This window comes from Rhodococcus sp. IEGM 1318, from assembly GCF_033142465.1.
Taxonomy (GTDB): domain Bacteria; phylum Actinomycetota; class Actinomycetes; order Mycobacteriales; family Mycobacteriaceae; genus Rhodococcus_F; species Rhodococcus_F qingshengii_B.
Map to the genome: position 1 here is coordinate 412,167 of NZ_JAWLSC010000005.1, position 17,746 is coordinate 429,912.

The 17,746-nt window shown below is 63.9% G+C and carries 16 protein-coding genes, 1 tRNA gene and 1 pseudogene; 7 read left to right on the forward strand and 11 right to left on the reverse strand.

What is annotated here, in order from left to right; genetic code table 11:
- Window positions 1-32: 32 nt before the first annotated feature.
- Window positions 33-1,400: an FAD-binding oxidoreductase gene (locus R4P65_RS15160; RefSeq protein ID WP_024487653.1), complete on the forward strand. Its 1,368-nt coding sequence runs from the start codon at window positions 33-35 to the stop codon at window positions 1,398-1,400.
- Window positions 1,401-1,522: 122 nt separating this feature from the next.
- The gene (locus R4P65_RS15165; protein WP_317827120.1) at window positions 1,523-2,371 is read left to right on the forward strand and encodes a TauD/TfdA family dioxygenase; all 849 of its coding nucleotides are present in this window, start codon (window positions 1,523-1,525) and stop codon (window positions 2,369-2,371) included.
- Here R4P65_RS15165 and R4P65_RS15170 read toward each other — a convergent pair.
- From R4P65_RS15170 to crgA, 3 genes are all read right to left on the reverse strand, one after another.
- Complete coding sequence (locus R4P65_RS15170) at window positions 2,364-2,963, reverse strand: TetR/AcrR family transcriptional regulator (protein WP_317827121.1); 600 nt, start codon at window positions 2,961-2,963, stop codon at window positions 2,364-2,366. The genes R4P65_RS15165 and R4P65_RS15170 overlap by 8 nt on opposite strands.
- Window positions 2,964-2,972: 9 nt before the next feature.
- Window positions 2,973-3,464 carry a PH domain-containing protein gene (locus tag R4P65_RS15175; RefSeq protein ID WP_317827122.1) on the reverse strand — a complete coding sequence of 164 codons (492 nt, stop codon included), beginning with the start codon at window positions 3,462-3,464 and terminating at the stop codon, window positions 2,973-2,975.
- Between the two features lie 107 nt (window positions 3,465-3,571).
- On the reverse strand, window positions 3,572-3,835 hold the full coding sequence (gene crgA, locus R4P65_RS15180) for a cell division protein CrgA (RefSeq protein ID WP_019746229.1): 264 nt from the start codon (window positions 3,833-3,835) through the stop codon (window positions 3,572-3,574).
- 102 nt (window positions 3,836-3,937) lie between these two features.
- On the opposite strand from crgA, the gene R4P65_RS15185 reads away from it, so the two are divergent.
- Both R4P65_RS15185 and R4P65_RS15190 read left to right on the forward strand, forming a co-directional pair.
- Window positions 3,938-4,651: a DUF881 domain-containing protein gene (locus R4P65_RS15185; RefSeq protein WP_020967993.1), complete on the forward strand. Its 714-nt coding sequence runs from the start codon at window positions 3,938-3,940 to the stop codon at window positions 4,649-4,651.
- Between the two features lie 22 nt (window positions 4,652-4,673).
- A complete protein-coding gene (locus tag R4P65_RS15190) occupies window positions 4,674-5,339 on the forward strand; it encodes an aminodeoxychorismate/anthranilate synthase component II (RefSeq protein WP_003942537.1) in 666 nt (221 codons plus the stop codon).
- A 57-nt stretch (window positions 5,340-5,396) separates the two neighbouring features.
- On the opposite strand, the gene pknB is transcribed toward R4P65_RS15190, so the two are convergent.
- The 7 genes from pknB to R4P65_RS15225 form a co-directional block, all read right to left on the reverse strand.
- Window positions 5,397-7,322, reverse strand: a complete 1,926-nt coding sequence (pknB, locus tag R4P65_RS15195; protein WP_317827124.1) for a Stk1 family PASTA domain-containing Ser/Thr kinase — start codon at window positions 7,320-7,322, stop codon at window positions 5,397-5,399.
- A complete protein-coding gene (locus R4P65_RS15200; protein WP_317827126.1) occupies window positions 7,319-8,677 on the reverse strand; it encodes a protein kinase domain-containing protein in 1,359 nt (452 codons plus the stop codon). Before R4P65_RS15200 ends, pknB begins: the two co-directional genes overlap by 4 nt.
- Window positions 8,678-8,680: 3 nt before the next feature.
- Window positions 8,681-10,147, reverse strand: coding sequence for a penicillin-binding protein 2 (locus tag R4P65_RS15205; RefSeq protein WP_317827127.1), 1,467 nt, complete (start codon window positions 10,145-10,147; stop codon window positions 8,681-8,683).
- Window positions 10,144-11,595 (reverse strand): FtsW/RodA/SpoVE family cell cycle protein, encoded by a 1,452-nt coding sequence (locus tag R4P65_RS15210; protein WP_007735775.1) that lies wholly within the window; start codon window positions 11,593-11,595, stop codon window positions 10,144-10,146. The genes R4P65_RS15205 and R4P65_RS15210 overlap by 4 nt, the downstream gene beginning before the upstream one ends.
- Window positions 11,595-13,019, reverse strand: a complete 1,425-nt coding sequence (locus R4P65_RS15215) for a PP2C family protein-serine/threonine phosphatase (protein ID WP_317827128.1) — start codon at window positions 13,017-13,019, stop codon at window positions 11,595-11,597. The genes R4P65_RS15210 and R4P65_RS15215 overlap by 1 nt, the downstream gene beginning before the upstream one ends.
- On the reverse strand, window positions 13,016-13,480 hold the full coding sequence (locus R4P65_RS15220) for an FHA domain-containing protein FhaB (RefSeq protein WP_003943418.1): 465 nt from the start codon (window positions 13,478-13,480) through the stop codon (window positions 13,016-13,018). Before R4P65_RS15220 ends, R4P65_RS15215 begins: the two co-directional genes overlap by 4 nt.
- 186 nt (window positions 13,481-13,666) lie before the next feature.
- Window positions 13,667-15,064: a DUF3662 and FHA domain-containing protein gene (locus R4P65_RS15225; protein WP_317827129.1), complete on the reverse strand. Its 1,398-nt coding sequence runs from the start codon at window positions 15,062-15,064 to the stop codon at window positions 13,667-13,669.
- Window positions 15,065-15,318: 254 nt separating this feature from the next.
- Between R4P65_RS15225 and R4P65_RS15230 the strand changes: the two genes are divergently transcribed.
- Window positions 15,319-15,404: transfer RNA gene (locus R4P65_RS15230), tRNA-Leu, on the forward strand.
- A 53-nt stretch (window positions 15,405-15,457) separates the two neighbouring features.
- Here the strand turns inward: R4P65_RS15230 and R4P65_RS15235 are convergent.
- Window positions 15,458-15,799 (reverse strand): hypothetical protein, encoded by a 342-nt coding sequence (locus R4P65_RS15235; RefSeq protein ID WP_317827130.1) that lies wholly within the window; start codon window positions 15,797-15,799, stop codon window positions 15,458-15,460.
- 298 nt (window positions 15,800-16,097) lie between these two features.
- On the opposite strand from R4P65_RS15235, the gene R4P65_RS15240 reads away from it, so the two are divergent.
- Together R4P65_RS15240 and R4P65_RS33155 are read left to right on the forward strand one after the other, a co-directional pair.
- Window positions 16,098-16,397: a hypothetical protein gene (locus R4P65_RS15240; protein ID WP_317827131.1), complete on the forward strand. Its 300-nt coding sequence runs from the start codon at window positions 16,098-16,100 to the stop codon at window positions 16,395-16,397.
- Between the two features lie 482 nt (window positions 16,398-16,879).
- Window positions 16,880-17,424 (forward strand): annotated as a pseudogene (locus tag R4P65_RS33155) (recombinase family protein).
- The last annotated feature ends 322 nt before the right edge of the window (window positions 17,425-17,746 follow it).

The window sequence follows — 17,746 nt, forward strand, 5'->3', positions numbered from 1 at the left end:
GGTGGTGTATCCGCCGTCACTATCGTGGAGGCATGACACTCCTCGAGGCGCTCGGCTCGCAGATCGATGCGGATCGACTGATCACCGACCCCGACATCATGGCGAGCTACATCCACGACGACGCCGAGTGGGCTCCGTACGAGATGCCCGTAGCGGTGGTCCGTCCGCGCACAGCCGAGCAGGTACAGACAGTTGTGCAGGCGTGCATTGCCCACGGTGCGCCCGTCGTCACGCGCGGCGCTGGCACCGGTCTGTCGGGCGGAGCTAACGCGGTCGCCGGCGGCGTCGTGATCGCCTTCGACGCAATGAACGCCATCAAGGAGATCAACACCCTCGAGCGTTTGGCCGTGGTCGAACCCGGAGTGGTCAACGATCACCTCCGCGACGCCTGCGCCGAGCACGGTCTCTGGTATCCGCCCGACCCGGCCAGCGCGCCTTGGTCGACGATCGGCGGCAACGTCGCGACCAACGCTGGTGGCCTGTGCTGCGTCAAGTACGGCGTCACCAAGGACTACGTGCTGGGCATGCAGGTGGTCACCGGAACCGGTGAGCTAGTTCGGCTCGGGCGTCGAACTGCCAAGGGAGTGGCTGGGTTTGATCTCTCGGCGCTCATGGTCGGCTCCGAGGGCACTCTCGGCGTGATCACCGAGGTGACCGTCAAGCTTCGTCCTCAGCGCGATCCCGAACGCACCATCGTCGGATACTTCGACTCCATCGTCGCGGCAGGCAAGGCAGTCGAAGCCGTAGCTGCCGACGGTCTCACGCCGTCCGCCCTCGAGTTGATCGACCGACAGTGCCTGCTTGCCGTCGATGCCTGGAAGAACATGGGCCTCTCAGCCGACGCCGAGGTGGTCCTGCTCGGCCGCATCGACACACCGGGCGAGATCGGCGACGCCGAAGCCGAGCGAATGTTGGCCTGTTTCAACCGCTCCGGAGCCACCTGGAGTGCCAGGTCCACCGATCAGGAGGAAGCCGACGCCCTGTTCTCCGCCAGACGTCTGGCGTACCCCGCCCTCGAGCGGCTCGGCCCGGTGCTGACCGAGGACATCTGTGTTCCCAAGGCGGCGGTTCCGGAAATGTTGGCGCGCATCGAGGCCATCTCGGCCCGGCACGACACGCACATCGCGAACATCGCGCATGCGGGTGACGGTAACCTGCATCCGCTGCTGATCACGCCACACGACGACGAAGCGGCGCGGAGGCGTGCTCAGGCCGCTTTTGCCGAGATCATCGACAACGCCCTCGAGTTGGGTGGAACCGTCACCGGTGAACACGGCGTCGGCCTGTTGAAGATGGGCGGCCTGGCGCAGGAACTGTCACCGGCGGTTGTTGCGATGCATCACGCGATCAAGGGCGCACTCGACCCGCACGGAATCATGAACCCCGGCAAGGTGATCTGAAAGGCCGGGTGATCCGAAGGCTGGCTCCGTAACCGAATCGGTTTCCGGAGTTACGCCGTCGAAATGACGAGTTCCTACGCTCGAGTTGAACCGTTTGGCCAACTCGACGTATGGAGTCATGAATGTTCTCTTCCGAATTGACGCTGGCAAGTGTTGTTCCGCGGCGCGTGGACACGGTCGAGGCCGTCCGGGCGGCAATCGCTCTCGACGGCGCCGCGGTCTTCGGTGGGCTGCACACCGAGGAAGATGCCATTGCATTCGCGTCGAAGTTGCTCGGTGAGAAGTGCATTCGCGTCGGCCGCCAGTTCGAGGCGAGCGCCAGAAGCCAGGATGCCGAAGCCGCCGTCGTCGACACCCAACCGGTGGACGAACGCGGCAGGAAGCGCTCGTTCGGCATCTCCGGCGAGCGGATGACTGCCCACAACGACGGTTTTGCGTTCGGTGACTACGCGCCCGACTATCTTTTTCTGTGGTGCAAGCGCCCGGCGTACCCGAGTGGCGGTGACTCGTTCCTCATCGACGCGGTCAAGCTCACGCGGTTGCTCGCCTTCGATCCCGCAACCGCTGAATTGGCCGAATTCTGTTGGAGCACAGACATCGACCATTCGGAGCCGAACTTCCCGCAGAACTCCTTTGCGCCGATCGCCAGGACGGTCCCGAGTGGACGCAACCAGGTTCGGTATCACCCGTATCTCGCGCCGATCGCCGGTGAATCGGAAGTAGCGCAGTGGCCGCTGGTGAAGCAGTGGAGTGAGGCTGTGATTCACGTGCGCGACAGCGGTCCGATGTTCCGCGCCGAAGCCGGCGAGATGATCTGCATCGACAACTACCGGGTACTGCACGGCCGCGACGGATACACCGACCCCGGCCGTGAGCTGTACTCGATCTGGGGATGGTCGAGTGACGCCGTGGCAGTGCCGCAGCAGGCTCTCGACATCGTGCAACCAGACCTGGCGGCGCTCGCTATGTAATCGGCCTCGCCGCAGAATGCACTTTGGCAACAATCGATTCCGTCAGATGCCGGGCGGCACGGTCGACCACTGCGCGGTCGCCGCCACCGATCAGCGTCATCTGGAAACCGCGCCAGGCGGCAACGATCTCGTGTCCAAGAGTTTCGGCAAGCTCGGCGTCGACGCCGGTTTCGGCTATGGCGCGGGCAGTTTCGTCGGCCCATTCGTTGGCAACGCCCTCGAGGAGAGGGCGGTACTGCTCCGAGTCGAATGCGGCCACACCGAAGAGTTCGAAGAAGAGTCGATGGTAGGCAACAAGTTCGGGGTCGGCGAGGATGCCCCACGCGTCGTGTAGGCGGTCCGCGATGGGGATCTCGGAATCGCGGATCAGATCGAGGAGGTGGGTGATCCCGGGAAAGCGAAGCCCGGCGCGGCGCAGTGCCTCGAGGAGCAGTCCGGCCTTGCTTCCGAAGTAGTACAGAAGCATGCGATTGTTGGAGCCGAGTGCGCGGCTGAGCCCCCGAAGCGTTGCCGAGGAGACACCGAACTCGAGGACGTAGTCGGCGGCGAGGTCGAGAAGGCGGTCGCGCTCTGAAACTTCTGGACTACTCACCGCTCGACCCTACTTCTCGGGCGGCACCAATCCGTGGACAGCGAGCACGTCGAGGACGTCCTCTGGCGACGTACCGAGATCCCAGCGTCCGAAGATCAACAGCTTCTCCGTGTCGGTGGGCCGGTCGACGATGTCGATCTCGAGCATCGGGACGCGTCGACCCAGACGCGGGTAGCGGACGAGACGCACGCGGTCGATCTGTTCGCGGGTGAACGTGTGCCGGGCGCGCAGTCGCTGTACCGCGATCGACTTGGTTCCCGCGTTGTCGATCACCGCCAGGCGGGGACGCTGACGCAGGGCGAGTCCGCCCATCACGAACAGCCCGATCACCGCGAGGGCGAGCAGGAAGCGTCCGGCAGGCTCCGTGGGCGCGAGGATCGAGGCGATCGCGAGGGCAATTCCGCCGCCGAACATCGCGTAGACAACACCCATCGGAGTGGCCCACGAGACGACCTCTGTGGCGTTGTCACGAGGCTGTGGATGAAATTCATCCTCGAGCATGTGGATAACTTCCTAGGTTGTCCACAGGAGTTATCCACAATGGGGATGAATGACACCCATGTAATTGAGAGACGGTCACGATCCGAGCCGAATCAGATAATCGCTGGTCAGCGCCATCTCATGGTCATCACAAGGCCCACAACCATGAAGCCGAAGCCGACGAGGAAGTTATAGTTTCCCAAGTCGTTCATCCACGTGATCGAATCCGCGGCCAAGTAGTACACAATCAACCACGCCAGGCCGAGAAGCATGAATCCGAGCATCACGGAGACGTACAACGTGCTCGACGGACCCATCTTCACCTTCACCGGAGTGCGGTTTGCTGGGTTGACTGTGTAGTCGTTCTTCTTACGGACCTTCGACTTGGGCATGGCGTCCTCGCTCTACGGTGTGACCTGCATGTGTTACCTACACGCTAACGTAGCTGTGTCCAGTTGGTCACCGGCCGACCTGCACAATCCGGGAGGAGCCACGTGTCTTCGGGTGAATCTTCACGAACTGTTTGGCACATCGGTGTACTTGCCGTCTGCCTGGTAGCCGGTCTGATGGTCGCCACGGCGCAGAGATCCGCCGAGGAAAATCAGCTCCAGGTCACCGAAAGCACCAGGCTTTCCGATCTGGTCCGCAGTGCACAGGCCAATGCCGAAAAAGTTTCGGCCGACCGGGACGAACTTGCCGCTCAGCTCGATTCGCTGCAGGAAGACGCCGCTCGGTCCGACGCCGGCGTGGCAGCGGCTCTCGGTGACATCAAGAACATCTCCGCAGATGCAGGACTGACGGAGATGACCGGCCCCGGCGTCGTGGTCACCATGACGGACGCCCCGCGCAACGCCGACGGCAAGTATCCGGTCGACGCCACCCCGGACGACCTCGTCGTGCATCAGCAGGACGTCCAGAGCGTCCTGAACGCACTGTGGGCCGGCGGGGCCGAAGCGGTGGGCATGCAGGACCAACGGATCATCAGTACGTCGGCGCCGCGGTGCATCGGAAACACCCTCCTTCTTCACGGCCGTACATACAGCCCGCCGTACGTGATGAGCGCGATCGGCGATGTTGCGCGCCTCGAGGCGGCACTCGCTGCCGAACCGGGCATTCGGATCTACAAGCAGTACGCGACCCGCTTCGGCCTCGGGTACACGCAGGCGACGCCGTCGCAGATCACGGTCCCCGCCTATACCGGCGGATAGCACGGGCGTTTACCCTGCTCTCATGAGGATTCTCGTCGTCGACAACTACGACAGCTTTGTGTTCAACCTGGTGCAGTACCTCGGCCAGCTCGGAACCGAAGCCGTGGTCTGGCGCAACGACGATCCACAACTGACGGCAGACCTCGAGGGTGCAGTAGCGCAGTTCGACGGCATTCTCCTGAGCCCTGGCCCCGGAACTCCGCAGCGCGCGGGAGCGACGATGGATCTGGTGAAGGTCTGCGCCGACACCAAGACCCCGCTGCTCGGCGTCTGCCTCGGACACCAGGCGATCGGTGCGGCTTTCGGCGGAACCGTCGACCGCGCTCCCGAACTGCTTCACGGCAAGACGAGTCTGGTTCACCACAAGGACGTCGGCGTCCTGGCCGGGCTGCCCGATCCGTTCACCGCTACCCGCTACCACTCGCTGACGGTTCTCGAGGACACCATTCCCGAGGAACTCGAGGTGACCGCACACACCGAGAGCGGCGTCGTGATGGCGATGCGTCACCGCGAACTGCCGATTCACGGCGTCCAGTTCCACCCGGAGTCCGTCCTCACCCAGGGTGGGCACCGGATGCTCGCGAACTGGCTCGCAGTCTGCGGTGAGGCGCCTCCGGAAGGACTCGTCGCAGCCCTCGAGGCCGAGGTCGCGTCGGCGCTCGGTGGCGCATTGCCCGCAATTCTCTGACACCTGTCCACAAAAAAGTGCCTCCCGGAAATCTCCGGGAGGCACTTTTTCAGTTTGCTAGCGGCCGGGGATTCCGAGCGCTCCGACGCTGACGGTGATGACCGCGTCCTTGGAGATCTCCGAGCCCGGAGGCTGCGTCTGCGAGACGATCTTGCCCACCATTTCCGGGGTGAGCGTCGTGCTCTGGTTCTGCACCAGCTGCGACGCGGTTCCCGCCCAACCGGCTGCGCGAAGCGTGGTCAACGCCTCGGACACCGTCTTGTTGGTCAGATCAGGCATCGCGACCTGGTTGCCGTTGGACACTCGCAGCGTCACGGTCGAACCCTTGGTGGCCGACGTGCCACCGGTCGGGTCGGTCGAAACGACCTGTCCCTTCGGCAGTCCCGAATCGATCTCCGTGATCTGGACGACGAACCCGGCACCTTCGATGTTGGGCCTCGCCACCTCTTCCCGCTGACCGGTGACATCCGGGACACGAACCTGCTCCGGACCGGTGCCGACGGTGATCGAGACCGCGGAATCGAGAACAACCGACACTCCGACGGCCGGGTCCTGATTGACGATCTTGTCGACCTCGGCAATGGTCGACGCGGCCTTGCCGATGGTCGGGTCAAGTCGGAGTCCGACGGAGTTGAGCTTCTTCTCGGCGTCGTCCTGGCTCAGGCCGGTCAGGCGCGGGATCGCTACCTGCTCGGGGCCGGTGGACACGTCGATGGTGACGGTGCTGCCCTTCTCGATGCGCACCCCGGCAACCGGACGCGTCGTGATGACGTTTCCGGCGGCGATCACCTTGTCCGTCTTCTGCTGACGCTCCACCTGGAATCCGGCGTTGGTCAGCGTCGCCTCGGCGACGTCAGCGGGTTGGTTGGTGAGGTCACCCGGAACGGTCACCATCTCGACCTTCGGCGAGTTCACCCGAATGAGGAAGAACGTCACCAGTCCGATCACCAGAAGCGCCGCGATGCCCATCAGGGCGTAGCGTCCGCCCTTCTTCTTGGCAGGCGGGTCGGCAGCGCGAGTTGTCCGTGCAGGAACCGGCTCGACCGGATCAGGAGCAGTGCGGTAGTTCCCGGTGTCGGAGCCGACGGCGCCGAGGATGGTGGTGCGGTCCTCGTCGTTCATCACCATCGGCGCACTCGGACGCTGACCGCCCAGGACGCGTACCAAGTCGCTGCGCATGTCGCCGGCGCTCTGGTAGCGGTTGGCCGGGTTCTTGCTCATCGCCTTGAGAATGATCGAATCCAGCTCGCGCGGAATGTCGGGATTGATCTCCGACGGCGTCTGCGGATCCTCACGAACGTGCTGGTACGCCACGGCGACCGGTGAATCACCCTTGAACGGCGGCTCGCCCGTCAGAATCTCGAACAGCACACAACCGAGCGAGTAGACGTCCGAACGTGCGTCCACCTGCTCACCTCGCGCCTGTTCCGGCGAGAGGTACTGAGCGGTGCCGATCACGGCAGCCGTCTGCGTCATCGGGCTCGACGCGTCGGAGATCGCGCGGGCGATGCCGAAGTCCATCACCTTCACGGCACCGGCACGGTTGATCATGATGTTGGCGGGCTTCACGTCGCGGTGCACGATGCCGTTGCGGTGGCTGAAGTCCAAAGCGGCACAGACGTCCGCGATCACTTCCATCGCCTTGCGCGGAGACATCGGCCCGGTGCTGCGCACGATGTCACGCAACGTGTCGCCGTCGACGTACTCCATGACGATGTACGGCAGCGGCCCGGCGTCGGTCTCGGCTTCACCGGTGTCGTAGACGGCCACGATCGCCGGATGGTTCAGTGCGGCAGCGTTCTGCGCCTCACGACGGAACCGCAAGTAAAACGTGGGATCGCGCGCGAGGTCTGCACGCAGCACCTTGATCGCGACGTCGCGGCTGAGTCGGAGGTCGCGCGCCAGGTGAACCTCGGACATTCCGCCGAAGCCGAGAATCTCACCCAGCTCGTAGCGGGAGGAGAGATTGCGGGGTGTCGTCATTGGTCTTGTCCTAGCGGTTCTTCAGCGTCTCCGGGATCCGCCAACGGCTCAGTGGTCGTTGTGGTCGTCGTTGTCGTCGTGGTGGTGGTTGTGGTCGTCGGAGTGGTTGTTGTCGTGGTCGGCGTTGTTGTGGTGGTTGTCGGCTCGGTCGTGGTTGTCGTCGGCCGAGTCGTCGTGGTGGTCGGCTCGGTGGTCGTCGTCGTCGGCCGAGTTGTTGTCGTGGTGGGCTTGGTCGTCGTCGTGGTCGGCAACGTCGTGGACGTGACGACGGGCGGTGTCGGGTCGCTGGGACCGTCGGTCGCGATCCAGACTCCGCCGATGATCAACGCCAACAAGATCAATCCGCCGCCGGCCCATGCCACGGCCTTCTGCCCACTGGTCATTCCGCCGGCCGCCGCGTCGTCCGCAGCAGCTGCGCCTGTCGCCGGACCCGCGTACGTCGGCGGCATGACCTGCGTGGCACCCGTAGCCGGCGACGCGCTGGCGGCACCGGTGGCGAGCAGACCGGGCGGCGGTGGACGCCTACCCGCCCGAACGGCTGCAACGGCGTCGGCGAACTCGCCGCCACTGGCGTAGCGTCCGGCCGGATCCTTGGTCAACGTGATGTCGATGAGCTCGCGGATGTTGGGCGGCAGGTCGTCCGGCATCGGTGCCGGGATTTCCTGCACATGCTTCATCGCGACGGTCAGCGCGCCGTCACCGGTGAACGGGCGTCGACCCGAAAGTGCTTCGTATCCGACGATTCCCAGCGAGTACACGTCACTCGCCGCGGTCGCGTCCTGACCGAGGGCCTGCTCGGGCGCGATGTACTGGGCGGTGCCCATCACCATTCCCGTGCGTGTGACGGGCGAGTTCTCGACGGCCTTGGCGATGCCGAAGTCCGTGATCTTCACCTGGCCCGTCGGCGTGATGAGGATGTTGCCCGGCTTCACGTCGCGGTGCACGACACCGGCGTCGTGTGCGACCTGCAGGGCGCGGCCGGTCTGCTCGAGCATGTCGAGGGCATGCGGAACCGCGAGGCGACCGACGCGCGCCAGGACGGCGTTGAGCGGCTCGCCGTTGACGAGTTCCATCACCAGGTACGCCGTGGAATCGCCCGAGCTGTCGCGGGTCTCGCCGTAGTCGTAGATTCCGGCGATACCGGGATGGTTGAGCTGCGCGGTGGTGCGGGCCTCGAAGCGGAAGCGCTCCAAGAACTCCGGATCGGAAGAGAACTCGGACTTGAGTACCTTGACGGCGACGCGACGGTTGAGCCGGGAGTCGGTGGCTTCCCACACCTGACCCATCCCACCGGTGGCGATGAGACGGATCAATCGGTAACGATCGGCGATCAAAGCGCCGTTGTTCAACGCCACGGTTCAGCCCCCTTGGATTCCGGCTGCGATGACTGCACGACCGATCGGCGCAGCAACCGAGCCACCGGTAGCGGCAAGTCCGCGGTCACCACCGTTCTCGACGATGACGGCCACGGCGACCGTCGGATTCTGCGCCGGTGCAAAAGCGATGTACCAGGCGTGCGGCGGAGTTTCCCGCGGGTTCACGCCATGCTCGGCGGTACCAGTCTTGGACGCGATCTGAACGCCGGGGATCTTGCCGTCGCCGCCGGTGAAGTTCTCCGAGCCGATCATCAGATCGGTCAGCGTTGCGGCCACTGCCGGCGAGATCGCCTGACCCATCGACACCGGTGACGGCGTACTGAGGTCGGTCAGATCGGGTGCCTGCAACTGGGAGATCAGGTTGGGCTGCATGCGCACACCACCGTTGGCGACGGTCGCGGCGATCACTGCATTCTCGAGTGGGGTCACCGCGACGTCGCGCTGGCCGATGCTGGTCTGGCCGAGGGCGGCGTCGTCGGAGATGTCGCCGACGGTGCTGTCTGCGACCGGCAGCGGGATCGCGGGAGTGTTGGGTCCGATGCCGAAGGCGCTGGCCTCGTCCTTGATGGCGTCGGCGCCGTCTTTGATGCCCAGTTCGACGAAAGCCGTGTTGCACGAGCGCGCAAACGCTTCACGCAACGACGCCGTCGGGTTGGGGCCGCACGTGCTGCCGTTGTAGTTCTCGAGGGTCGTGCTCGTGCCGGGCAGCGTGATCTGCGGAGCCGCGGTCAGCTGGTCGTCCGGGGTCGCACCGTTGCCAAGAGCTGCGGCCGTGGTGAGCACCTTGAACGTCGAGCCGGGCGGGTAGGTCTGCGAGATCGCACGGTTGACCAGCGGATCGTTGGGATCGGCATTGAGCTCGTCCCACGCCTGCGTGGTTTCGGCGCCGTCGTGACTGGCAAGCAGGTTCGGGTCGTAGCTCGGCGTGCTGACCATCGTCAGAATGCGTCCGGTGCTCGGCTCGATGGCGACGACGGAACCGGTGTAACCCTTGCTGGTCAACTGGTCGTACGCCACCTGCTGCATGGCCGGATTGAGCGTCGTGACCACGTTGCCGCCGCGCGGATCGCGTCCGGAGACCAGATCGAAGAAGCGCTGGCTGAACAGCCGGTTGTCCGAGCCGTTGAGAATCGGATCCTCGGTGCGCTCGAGGCCGGCGCTGCCGTACTGCATCGAGTAGAAGCCCGTGACCGGTGCGTACGGGTACGGATTCGGATACTGGCGCAGGTACTTGTACCGGTCGTCGGTGGCCTGGGAGGCCGCCAGTACCTGTCCGGCCGCCGAGATCTGACCTCGCTGGCGTGAGTACTCGTCGAGCAGCACCCGCGAGTTGCGCGGGTCGGCTCGCAGGTCGTCAGCCTTGATGACCTGTACGTACGTGGCGTTGGCGAGGAGCGCGACGACCATCACCATGACGGCCATCGCGACGCGGCGCAGTGGAGTGTTCATACGCGCGGCATCATCTCGGTATTGGCGTCAGCGATTGGGGGCGGACCTTTCTTCTTCGTCACTACCGGCGCACGAGCCGCGTCCGAGATCCGGACGAGGATGGCCAGCAGTAGGTAGTTCGCGAGCAGCGACGAGCCGCCGTACGACATGAACGGTGTTGTCAGACCCGTCAGCGGGATCAGCTTGGTGACGCCGCCGACGACGACAAAAATCTGGATCGCGATGGTGAACGACAGACCGGCGGCCAGCAGTTTGCCGAAGCTGTCGCGCACTGCCAATGCCGTACGCAGGCCGCGCACGATGAGAAGCAGGAACAGCATCAGCACAGCGGCCAGGCCGATCAGACCGAGCTCTTCGCCGATGGTCGCGATGATGAAGTCCGTCTTCGCGAACGGCACCTGGTTGGGTCGGCCACTGCCCAGACCTGTTCCGGCGATACCGCCGGTGGCCAGGCCGAACAGTGACTGCGAGATTTGATAGCCGGTATTGGCGTAGTCGCCGAGCGGGTCCAGCCAGGTGTCGACGCGAACGCGTACGTGTCCGAACATCTTGTAGGCGAAGAAGAATCCGATGGCCAGCAGTCCGCCGCCGATCACCAGCCAGCCCACACGCTCGGTCGCGATGTAGAGCATCACCAGCACGGTGCTGAAGAGCAGCAGCGACGTACCGAGGTCGGTTTCGAAGACGAGAACGCCTACCGAGACGATCCAGGCGAGCAGAATCGGACCGAGATCGCGGGCACGCGGAAAGTCCATGCCCAGGAAGTGTTTACCGGCCGAGGTGAACAGGTCGCGCTTGGCGACGAGCACGGACGCGAAGAAGATGATGAGCAGGATCTTTGCGAACTCACCTGGCTGAATGCTGAATCCGGGCAGACGAATCCAGATCTTCGCGCCGTTCACGCTCGAGAACTTCGCCGGCAGGATCGCGGGAATCGCCAAGAACACCAGACCTGCGAGGCCGAGGGTGTAGCTGAACCGCGCCATCAGGCGGTAGTCCTTCAAGAACACGAGCAGCAACACGAAACCGGTGATCGCCAGCGCAGTCCACATGACCTGCTGGTTCGCATCCGGAGACGGTGCCTCGACGCCGTTGTAGAGCGCTGTCTGTTCGTCGGCGAGGTCGAGTCGGTGGATGAGCACCAACCCCAGGCCGTTGAGCAGGGCGACGATCGGCAGCAACAGCGGATCGGCGTACGGCGCATACCGCCGAATTGCCAAGTGCGCGATCAGGAACAAGCCCGTGTACGCGAGCGCGTACTTGGCCAGATCGAGAGTGATCTTCTGTTCCTGGCTCGCCTCGACGAGCAGAAGCGAGACCGTCGTGATGATGACGGCAAAGCCCAGGAGCAGCAGCTCCATGTTTCGACGGGTCGACTGGACCGGCGCCGGGGCAAAACCTCCAGGCGGACTCGGAAAGGCCGTCCCCGCAGCTGCGTTGGACGACATCAGTTGACCGTCCTGCAAGTCTGACCGGGCACTTCGGTCGGCGTAGGTGTAGTCGTGGGTGCCGCCGTCGTCGGCGCAGCAGGCTCCGCGGGCGGTGCGGGGGGCGGCGTCGTCTCCGGTGCCGGCGGGGGAGTGGGCGCGGCCGTCGTTGTCGGAACCGGCTCACAACGAGGAAGCAGATCGCCGCCGATGAGACGGATCATCTGGCTCTGCGCATCTTCACGCTTGCCGGACGGCAGCCCGGCGCGCACCTGCTCCTGCGCCGACGGCTGCAGATCCGTCACCTCGAGGATGTTGCAGTTGCTGGGAATCGCGTCGGGGGAGACGAGGGTCAGGACGTCGTCGTCGCCGACGCAACCCACCAGATCCGCGTCTTGCAGCGAGTAGCCGAGCACCGAACCGGGGATGCCGCGCAGCACCGTCACGCGGCCGTTGTCTTCGCCGACGTAGTAGTTGTTGCGGATGACGGCGCGGCCGATCACGGCGCCGACGCCGACCAGCGCGATCAGCACCACAGCGAGGACCACCCACCACAACCGGTTCCGCTTCTTCTTCGGTTCCGGTTCGGGTTGGGAGACAACTCGCTTGGGCGTCGCGCGCGGCGGACGCATGGCAGCGGCGCGGCCGGCAGCGGTGTTGGGGGGAGGGGAGTCCTCTTCCTCTTCCGTCGACGCGGCACCCGCGACGATGGGATGCGACTGGCCGTAGTCGAGGTCGATGACATCGGCGACGACGACGGTGACGTTGTCGGGACCGCCGCTGCGCAGCGCCAATTCGATGAGACGGTCGGCGCACTGCTCCTGCGAGCCTTCGCGCATCGTGTTCTCGATGGTCTCGTCGCTGACCACGTCGGAGAGGCCGTCGGAGCAGAGCAGGTAACGATCGCCGGCGCGGGCTTCGCGCACGGTGAGCGTCGGCTCGATCTCGTTGCCGGTCAACGCCCGCATGATCAGGGATCGCTGCGGGTGCGTGTGTGCCTGTTCGGCGGTGATCCTGCCCTCGTCGACCAGCGACTGAACGAACGTGTCGTCGCGGGTGATCTGCGTCAGGTGGTCGTCGCGCAGCAGGTAGGCGCGCGAGTCGCCGATGTGCACGAGGCCGAGCTTGCTGCCGGAGAAGAGGATTGCGGTGAGCGTGGTGCCCATGCCGTCGAGTTCGGGCTCTTCCTCGACGTGATCGGCGATGGAATCGTTGCCCTCGCGGGTGGCTGCCTCGAGCTTGCCGAGCAGATCCTCGCCGGGCTCGTCGTCGTCGAGATGCGCCAGAGCGGCAATCATCAACTGCGACGCGACCTCACCGGCCGCGTGGCCGCCCATACCGTCGGCCAAAGCCAGCAGACGGGCACCGGCGTACACGGAATCTTCGTTGTTGGAGCGCACGAGACCGCGGTCGCTGCGCGCCGCGTAGCGGAGAACAAGGGTCACGGGCGTAGCTCGATTACCGTCTTGCCGACGCGAACCGGGGTGCCCAGCGGGACGCGCACCGCAGTGGTGACCTTGGCGCGGTCCAGATAGGTGCCGTTGGTCGAACCGAGATCCTCGACGTACCAGTCGGCGCCGCGCTGCGAGAGCCGTGCATGGCGCGTCGACGCGTAATCGTCGGTGAGAACGAGCGTCGAATCGTCGGCGCGACCGATCATGACCGGCTGTGAACCCAGGGTGATGCGGGTGCCGGCGAGGGCGCCCTGCGTGACCACTAGGTACCGAGGCACCTTCGCCTTGCCCAGCGAGGGCAGGACCTTTCCGGCGCGGGTGTACCGCGGCGGAACCCTGACCCCGGAGCCGGCATAGATGTCGGAGCGGAGAGTGCGGAGGACTGCCCAGACGAACAGCCACAGTAGGAGCAGGAAGCCCGCCCGTGTGAGTTGCAGAATCAGGCCCTGCACGGCTGTCCACCTCCTTCTATGGCTCGAGCCCCGCCGCAGCGGGGTTCGAGCATTGTCGACTGGCAGCATCATAGGGGGCTCTGGGCCCCGAAGATCACGATACTGACAGCCGCGTGACGGCGGCGCGCCGACGGACCGCCGAATGTTCGATTGTTATCGGAAAAATCCTGGCGTCCGTTTCTCAGCTCAGAGAATGCGAACCAGAATCTCCGAGTGACCTGCGCGAATGATGTCGCCGTCTGCCAGCTGCCAGTCCTGGACCGGTGCTCCGTTGACGGTGGTGCCGTTCGTGGATCCCAGATCGGACAGCATCGCGGTGCGGCCGTCCCAACGGATGTCGATGTGGCGACGTGAGACGCCGGTGTCCGGGAGGCGGAACTGAGCTTCCTGGCCGCGGCCGATGACATTGCTGCCGTCGCGAAGCTGGAAGTGGCGTCCGCTGCCGTCCTCGAGCTGCAGGGTTGCCGTCAGGCTCTGGGCCGTCGGCGCGTATCCACCCTGCGGCTGGGCATAGCCCTGCTGCGGGTAGGCCTGCGTCTGCTCGAAGTTGCCGCCCTGCTCGTAGCCGGCCTGCTCGTACGGCTGCTGTGTGTACGCCTGCTGGTCGTAGCCGCCCTGCTGGTAGCTCTGCTGGTCGTAGCCCGGCTGATCGTAGGACTGGCCGTTGTACGGCTGCTGGTAACCCTGCTGGTCGTAGCCGCCCTGCTGGTAGCCCTGCTGGTCGTACCCACCCTGGTACGCCTGCTGGCCGTAGCCCTGCTGGTCGTACGGCTGCTGCTGGTAACCCTGCTGGTCATAACCTTGCTGGTCGTAACCGGCCTGCTCGTACGGCTGCTGCTGGTTCGGGTACGCCTGCTGGTCGTAGCCCCCCTGCTGCTGGTTGTAGCCCTGCTGGTCGTCGCCTGTTCGGTAACCATCGCCGCGGTCGTAACCGTTCTGGTACGGCGCTTCCTGGCCCTGCGGAGCGGCGTAACCGCCGTCGTCGTGGGAGTACCCGTTCCGTGCCGGCTGCTGCGGTTCGGGCTGGCGACCCGCCGGTTCGCGGCTTGGTTCGTAGCCTGAGTTCTGCGTCATGGGGCCGGCTCCTGGTTGTGACGGGACTGGATTGGAAACAGGGGGAACAATCGGTGCGGGTCGCTGAGGCGGCCGTTGTGGAGGCCGCGACGAAACCTGCGGAACATGCGACGGCGGCGATGCCTGCTCGGCGTCACCATCCGGGTCGACGGTTCCGCGGGTGCGGAACTGACCGGTGTGGAGCGTAGGCGAAGGCTCGAAAGTGACCGAGATGTCGCCGTACGTCTGCCAACCCTGATCGCGGATGAAATCCTGCAGGTGTCGGCTGAAAGCTTTTGTCGTCAGCTCGCGATCAGCTGCCAACTCTTCGTGATCGGAGTTGTTGATGGTGATCACGTAGTTGTTGGGGGCGAGAAGAATTCCGCCGCCGAGGTGCTCGACGCGGTCACGTGCCTCCTGCTGGAGCGCCGCCTCTACTTCCTGCGGCACAACACCACCACCGAAGACCCGCGCGAATGCGTCGCCGACAGCTCCTTGGAGCTTTCGTTCGAAACGCTGCACGATGCCCATCGGGCCCTCCTCTCGCCTCGCATCTACGACGGCAAAATGCTCGGCAAGTAGCGCCGGCACCGCCTTGTCGCGTGTCGTCCAAACTGCTGTACAGGTTCCACGGTACTGTCAAATGTCGCTTCGGCAGTACCTGGCCGCTGTTTCAGCATGGTATCGGTTCTGGGCTTTTGGGTGCTCGGTGTTCATCGATTCGTGCCCTGATCTGCACGAATAGAACTTTCAAAGTTTGTCGTGATAATGTTTCGGCGTTGCTCGGGCGAGTGGCGGAATGGCAGACGCGCTGGCTTCAGGTGCCAGTGTCCTTAGGGACGTGGGGGTTCAAGTCCCCCTTCGCCCACCACAAGACGAGGCTACAAACTCACAAGAGTTTGTAGCCTCGTTTTTTGTTGTCGGCTAACTGGTCGCAGCCTCAATGAAGCTCAGAACGAAGTCCAGTGCGGTGCCCGCAAACGAGTCGCCGACTGGTTGAGGGGCCGCGGCGGGCGCAGTGATCTGAGGGGTCATCATCTCTGACGGCAGTGTGCCGGGCGGGAGATTGATGATGGCGTTGATGTCGTAGATGGTGTTGTCGGGACCGTTGGTCACCGAGAACGAGATACTTCCGAAGTCGGCGACCGGAGTGTCGGCTGACGCAGTACCGACTGCGCTACCGAAGGTGATCGCGGCAGCTAGTGCGCCGACACCGAGGGCGGCGGTGGTTCGGGACAAACAAGTAGGCGTTTCGAGTCCATTCACAGATGTGCTCCCTTTCGTGGTGACAGCACCCGCGTGGGAACGCGGAGGAGCCACGAGATTGCAACCACTATCGAGGAAGATAACGGACATCACCCCATGCCGGGGTGGTTCGGCACGAAGTGCTTCGCCGTTCTGGAGTTGTGGCACCTGTGGACAGCGAAATGCGATTGTTGGCTCTTAAAGGCTTATTTCAGATGCACTACGTGACTGAGTGTCGGAATCGAGTTGTCCATGACATCTGGCGACCGATGGCCACTGAAGAATGGCTGTTGGGCCTCGAAGGAACGCTGGCCACCAGATGGGGCAAGGCCAAGATTCTCTGTCTAATGGCGACAAACTGGTCAAGATTGCCAAACAGGAGCAGCGTAAGTCGAAGGAAAATTCAAAGAAACCCCGTGACATGCAGGAGCAGATCCTCGCAGAGCGGCGCCGCGCAAACGACCTGAAGGAGGCCGAGTTGCGCGCACAGTTCGCACCGAACACCTTGGAAGATTCACCGGACAACGATTGGCCCGATCGGAACGATGAGCCGCGACGTGCCAATCGTGGCGGCTGGTGGGGCTACAGTAACCCGGCTAACAAGGATCGCCGTGGATAAGCGATCACCCGGCCGAAGTCTGTGTCCATCAATCTTTCGTTTGCGATACGGGGGATTCCTGCGCCCTTCAGAACTGGATTTGCATCTACTTTGGACGCCTGCTAAGATTGATAACTCAATCCTTTGGAGGATTGAGTTGATCTGTGTGTAGCTCAGCGGATAGAGCGCCCCTCTGACGAAAGGGGAGGTCGCGGGTTCGATCCCCGCCATACACTTGAAGGAACGCCCCGGAGTGGCTTTTGCCCCGGGGCGTTCCTTCGTTCGTGGCCGATTCGGACCTGACCTGACTGAGGTTCGGCGATGAGGGTCCAGCAGTGTCCAAGAAGTGTCGGTGAATTTCAGTCGCCGGCGAGGCGGCGTGCGACGGCTGTGAAAACCTGTCAATTATCTCCAAGTCACGGCGTGACCTGACACCGAAGTGTTGCGGAAACCCGTCCCATTGCTTTTATCCCGCAACTTCCAATTTCGTGAGTTCTGCAACACTGTGCCCTTGCGAGCGACTTTTGGGCTACGCCAGGGGTTTAACCGCCGACCAGAACCCGGAACTACAGCAGGACGCACTGAAAGCGGCCGGGCTGTTTTCGCATATGGACGGACAAAGCATCAGGAGCGAAGACGGATCGGCCCGAGTTGGCGGCCGTCATGGAAGCACTGCGCCCCGGTGACACCCTCATCGTGTGGCGACTCGATCGCTGCTGCACCTGGTCGAGACGGTCACTGAACTCGAAGCGCGAGGCGTGGCGTTCAAATCATTGACCAAGAGATCAACACGACTACACCGGGCGGCAAGCTGCTATTCCACATCTTCGGCGCCCTAGCGGAATTCGAGCGCAACCTCATCCGCGAACGCACCATGGCAGGACTCTTCGCGGCTCGTGATCGCGGCCGCATCTGCGGCCGGCCATCCTCGCTGACCGTCATAGAGAAACGGCAAGCGAGCAAGATGAAGGGCGACGGGGTATCCATGACAGAAATCGCGGAAGTGTTGAACGTCGCCCGTTGCGCCCTGTACCGAAATCTCCAGTGAGACAGCGAAATCCACTGGTTTGAACAAGGATTGCGTTCACCGGCCACTCACATATCGCCACACGTTCCAATGCCAGCTCCGTCTGTGTCGACACCAGTGCAACGCGCCCATCCGAAAATATAGAAATTATCAATACATCCAGGGTTGTCGAAAGGGTAGGTGCTAGTGCCGCGCGCCTAAAGTTCTTTAACAGTACGATTTGAGATACTTCACCCATGCGGATTAAGCCTCTGGTTTTGCGCGACGGGACGATATCGAATTGGCGAGGCGGGTGCGGTCGAGGTCGATCCCCTCGGGCGCGGCGCAGCGGGCACGGATCATT

Excerpts from the sequence above, each read along its gene's own strand:
- R4P65_RS15240 (WP_317827131.1), top strand. The coding sequence starts at position 16,098 with ATGGGGCAAGGCCAAGATTCTCTGTCTAATGGCGACAAACTGGTCAAG.
- R4P65_RS15165 (WP_317827120.1), top strand. The coding sequence starts at position 1,523 with ATGTTCTCTTCCGAATTGACGCTGGCAAGTGTTGTTCCGCGGCGCGTG.
- crgA (WP_019746229.1), bottom strand. The coding sequence starts at position 3,835 with ATGCCCAAGTCGAAGGTCCGTAAGAAGAACGACTACACAGTCAACCCA.
- R4P65_RS15175 (WP_317827122.1), bottom strand. The coding sequence starts at position 3,464 with ATGCTCGAGGATGAATTTCATCCACAGCCTCGTGACAACGCCACAGAG.
- R4P65_RS15210 (WP_007735775.1), bottom strand. The coding sequence starts at position 11,595 with ATGTCGTCCAACGCAGCTGCGGGGACGGCCTTTCCGAGTCCGCCTGGA.
- R4P65_RS15225 (WP_317827129.1), bottom strand. The coding sequence starts at position 15,064 with ATGGGCATCGTGCAGCGTTTCGAACGAAAGCTCCAAGGAGCTGTCGGC.
- R4P65_RS15190 (WP_003942537.1), top strand. The coding sequence starts at position 4,674 with ATGAGGATTCTCGTCGTCGACAACTACGACAGCTTTGTGTTCAACCTG.
- R4P65_RS15205 (WP_317827127.1), bottom strand. The coding sequence starts at position 10,147 with ATGAACACTCCACTGCGCCGCGTCGCGATGGCCGTCATGGTGATGGTC.
- pknB (WP_317827124.1), bottom strand. The coding sequence starts at position 7,322 with ATGACGACACCCCGCAATCTCTCCTCCCGCTACGAGCTGGGTGAGATT.
- R4P65_RS15160 (WP_024487653.1), top strand. The coding sequence starts at position 33 with ATGACACTCCTCGAGGCGCTCGGCTCGCAGATCGATGCGGATCGACTG.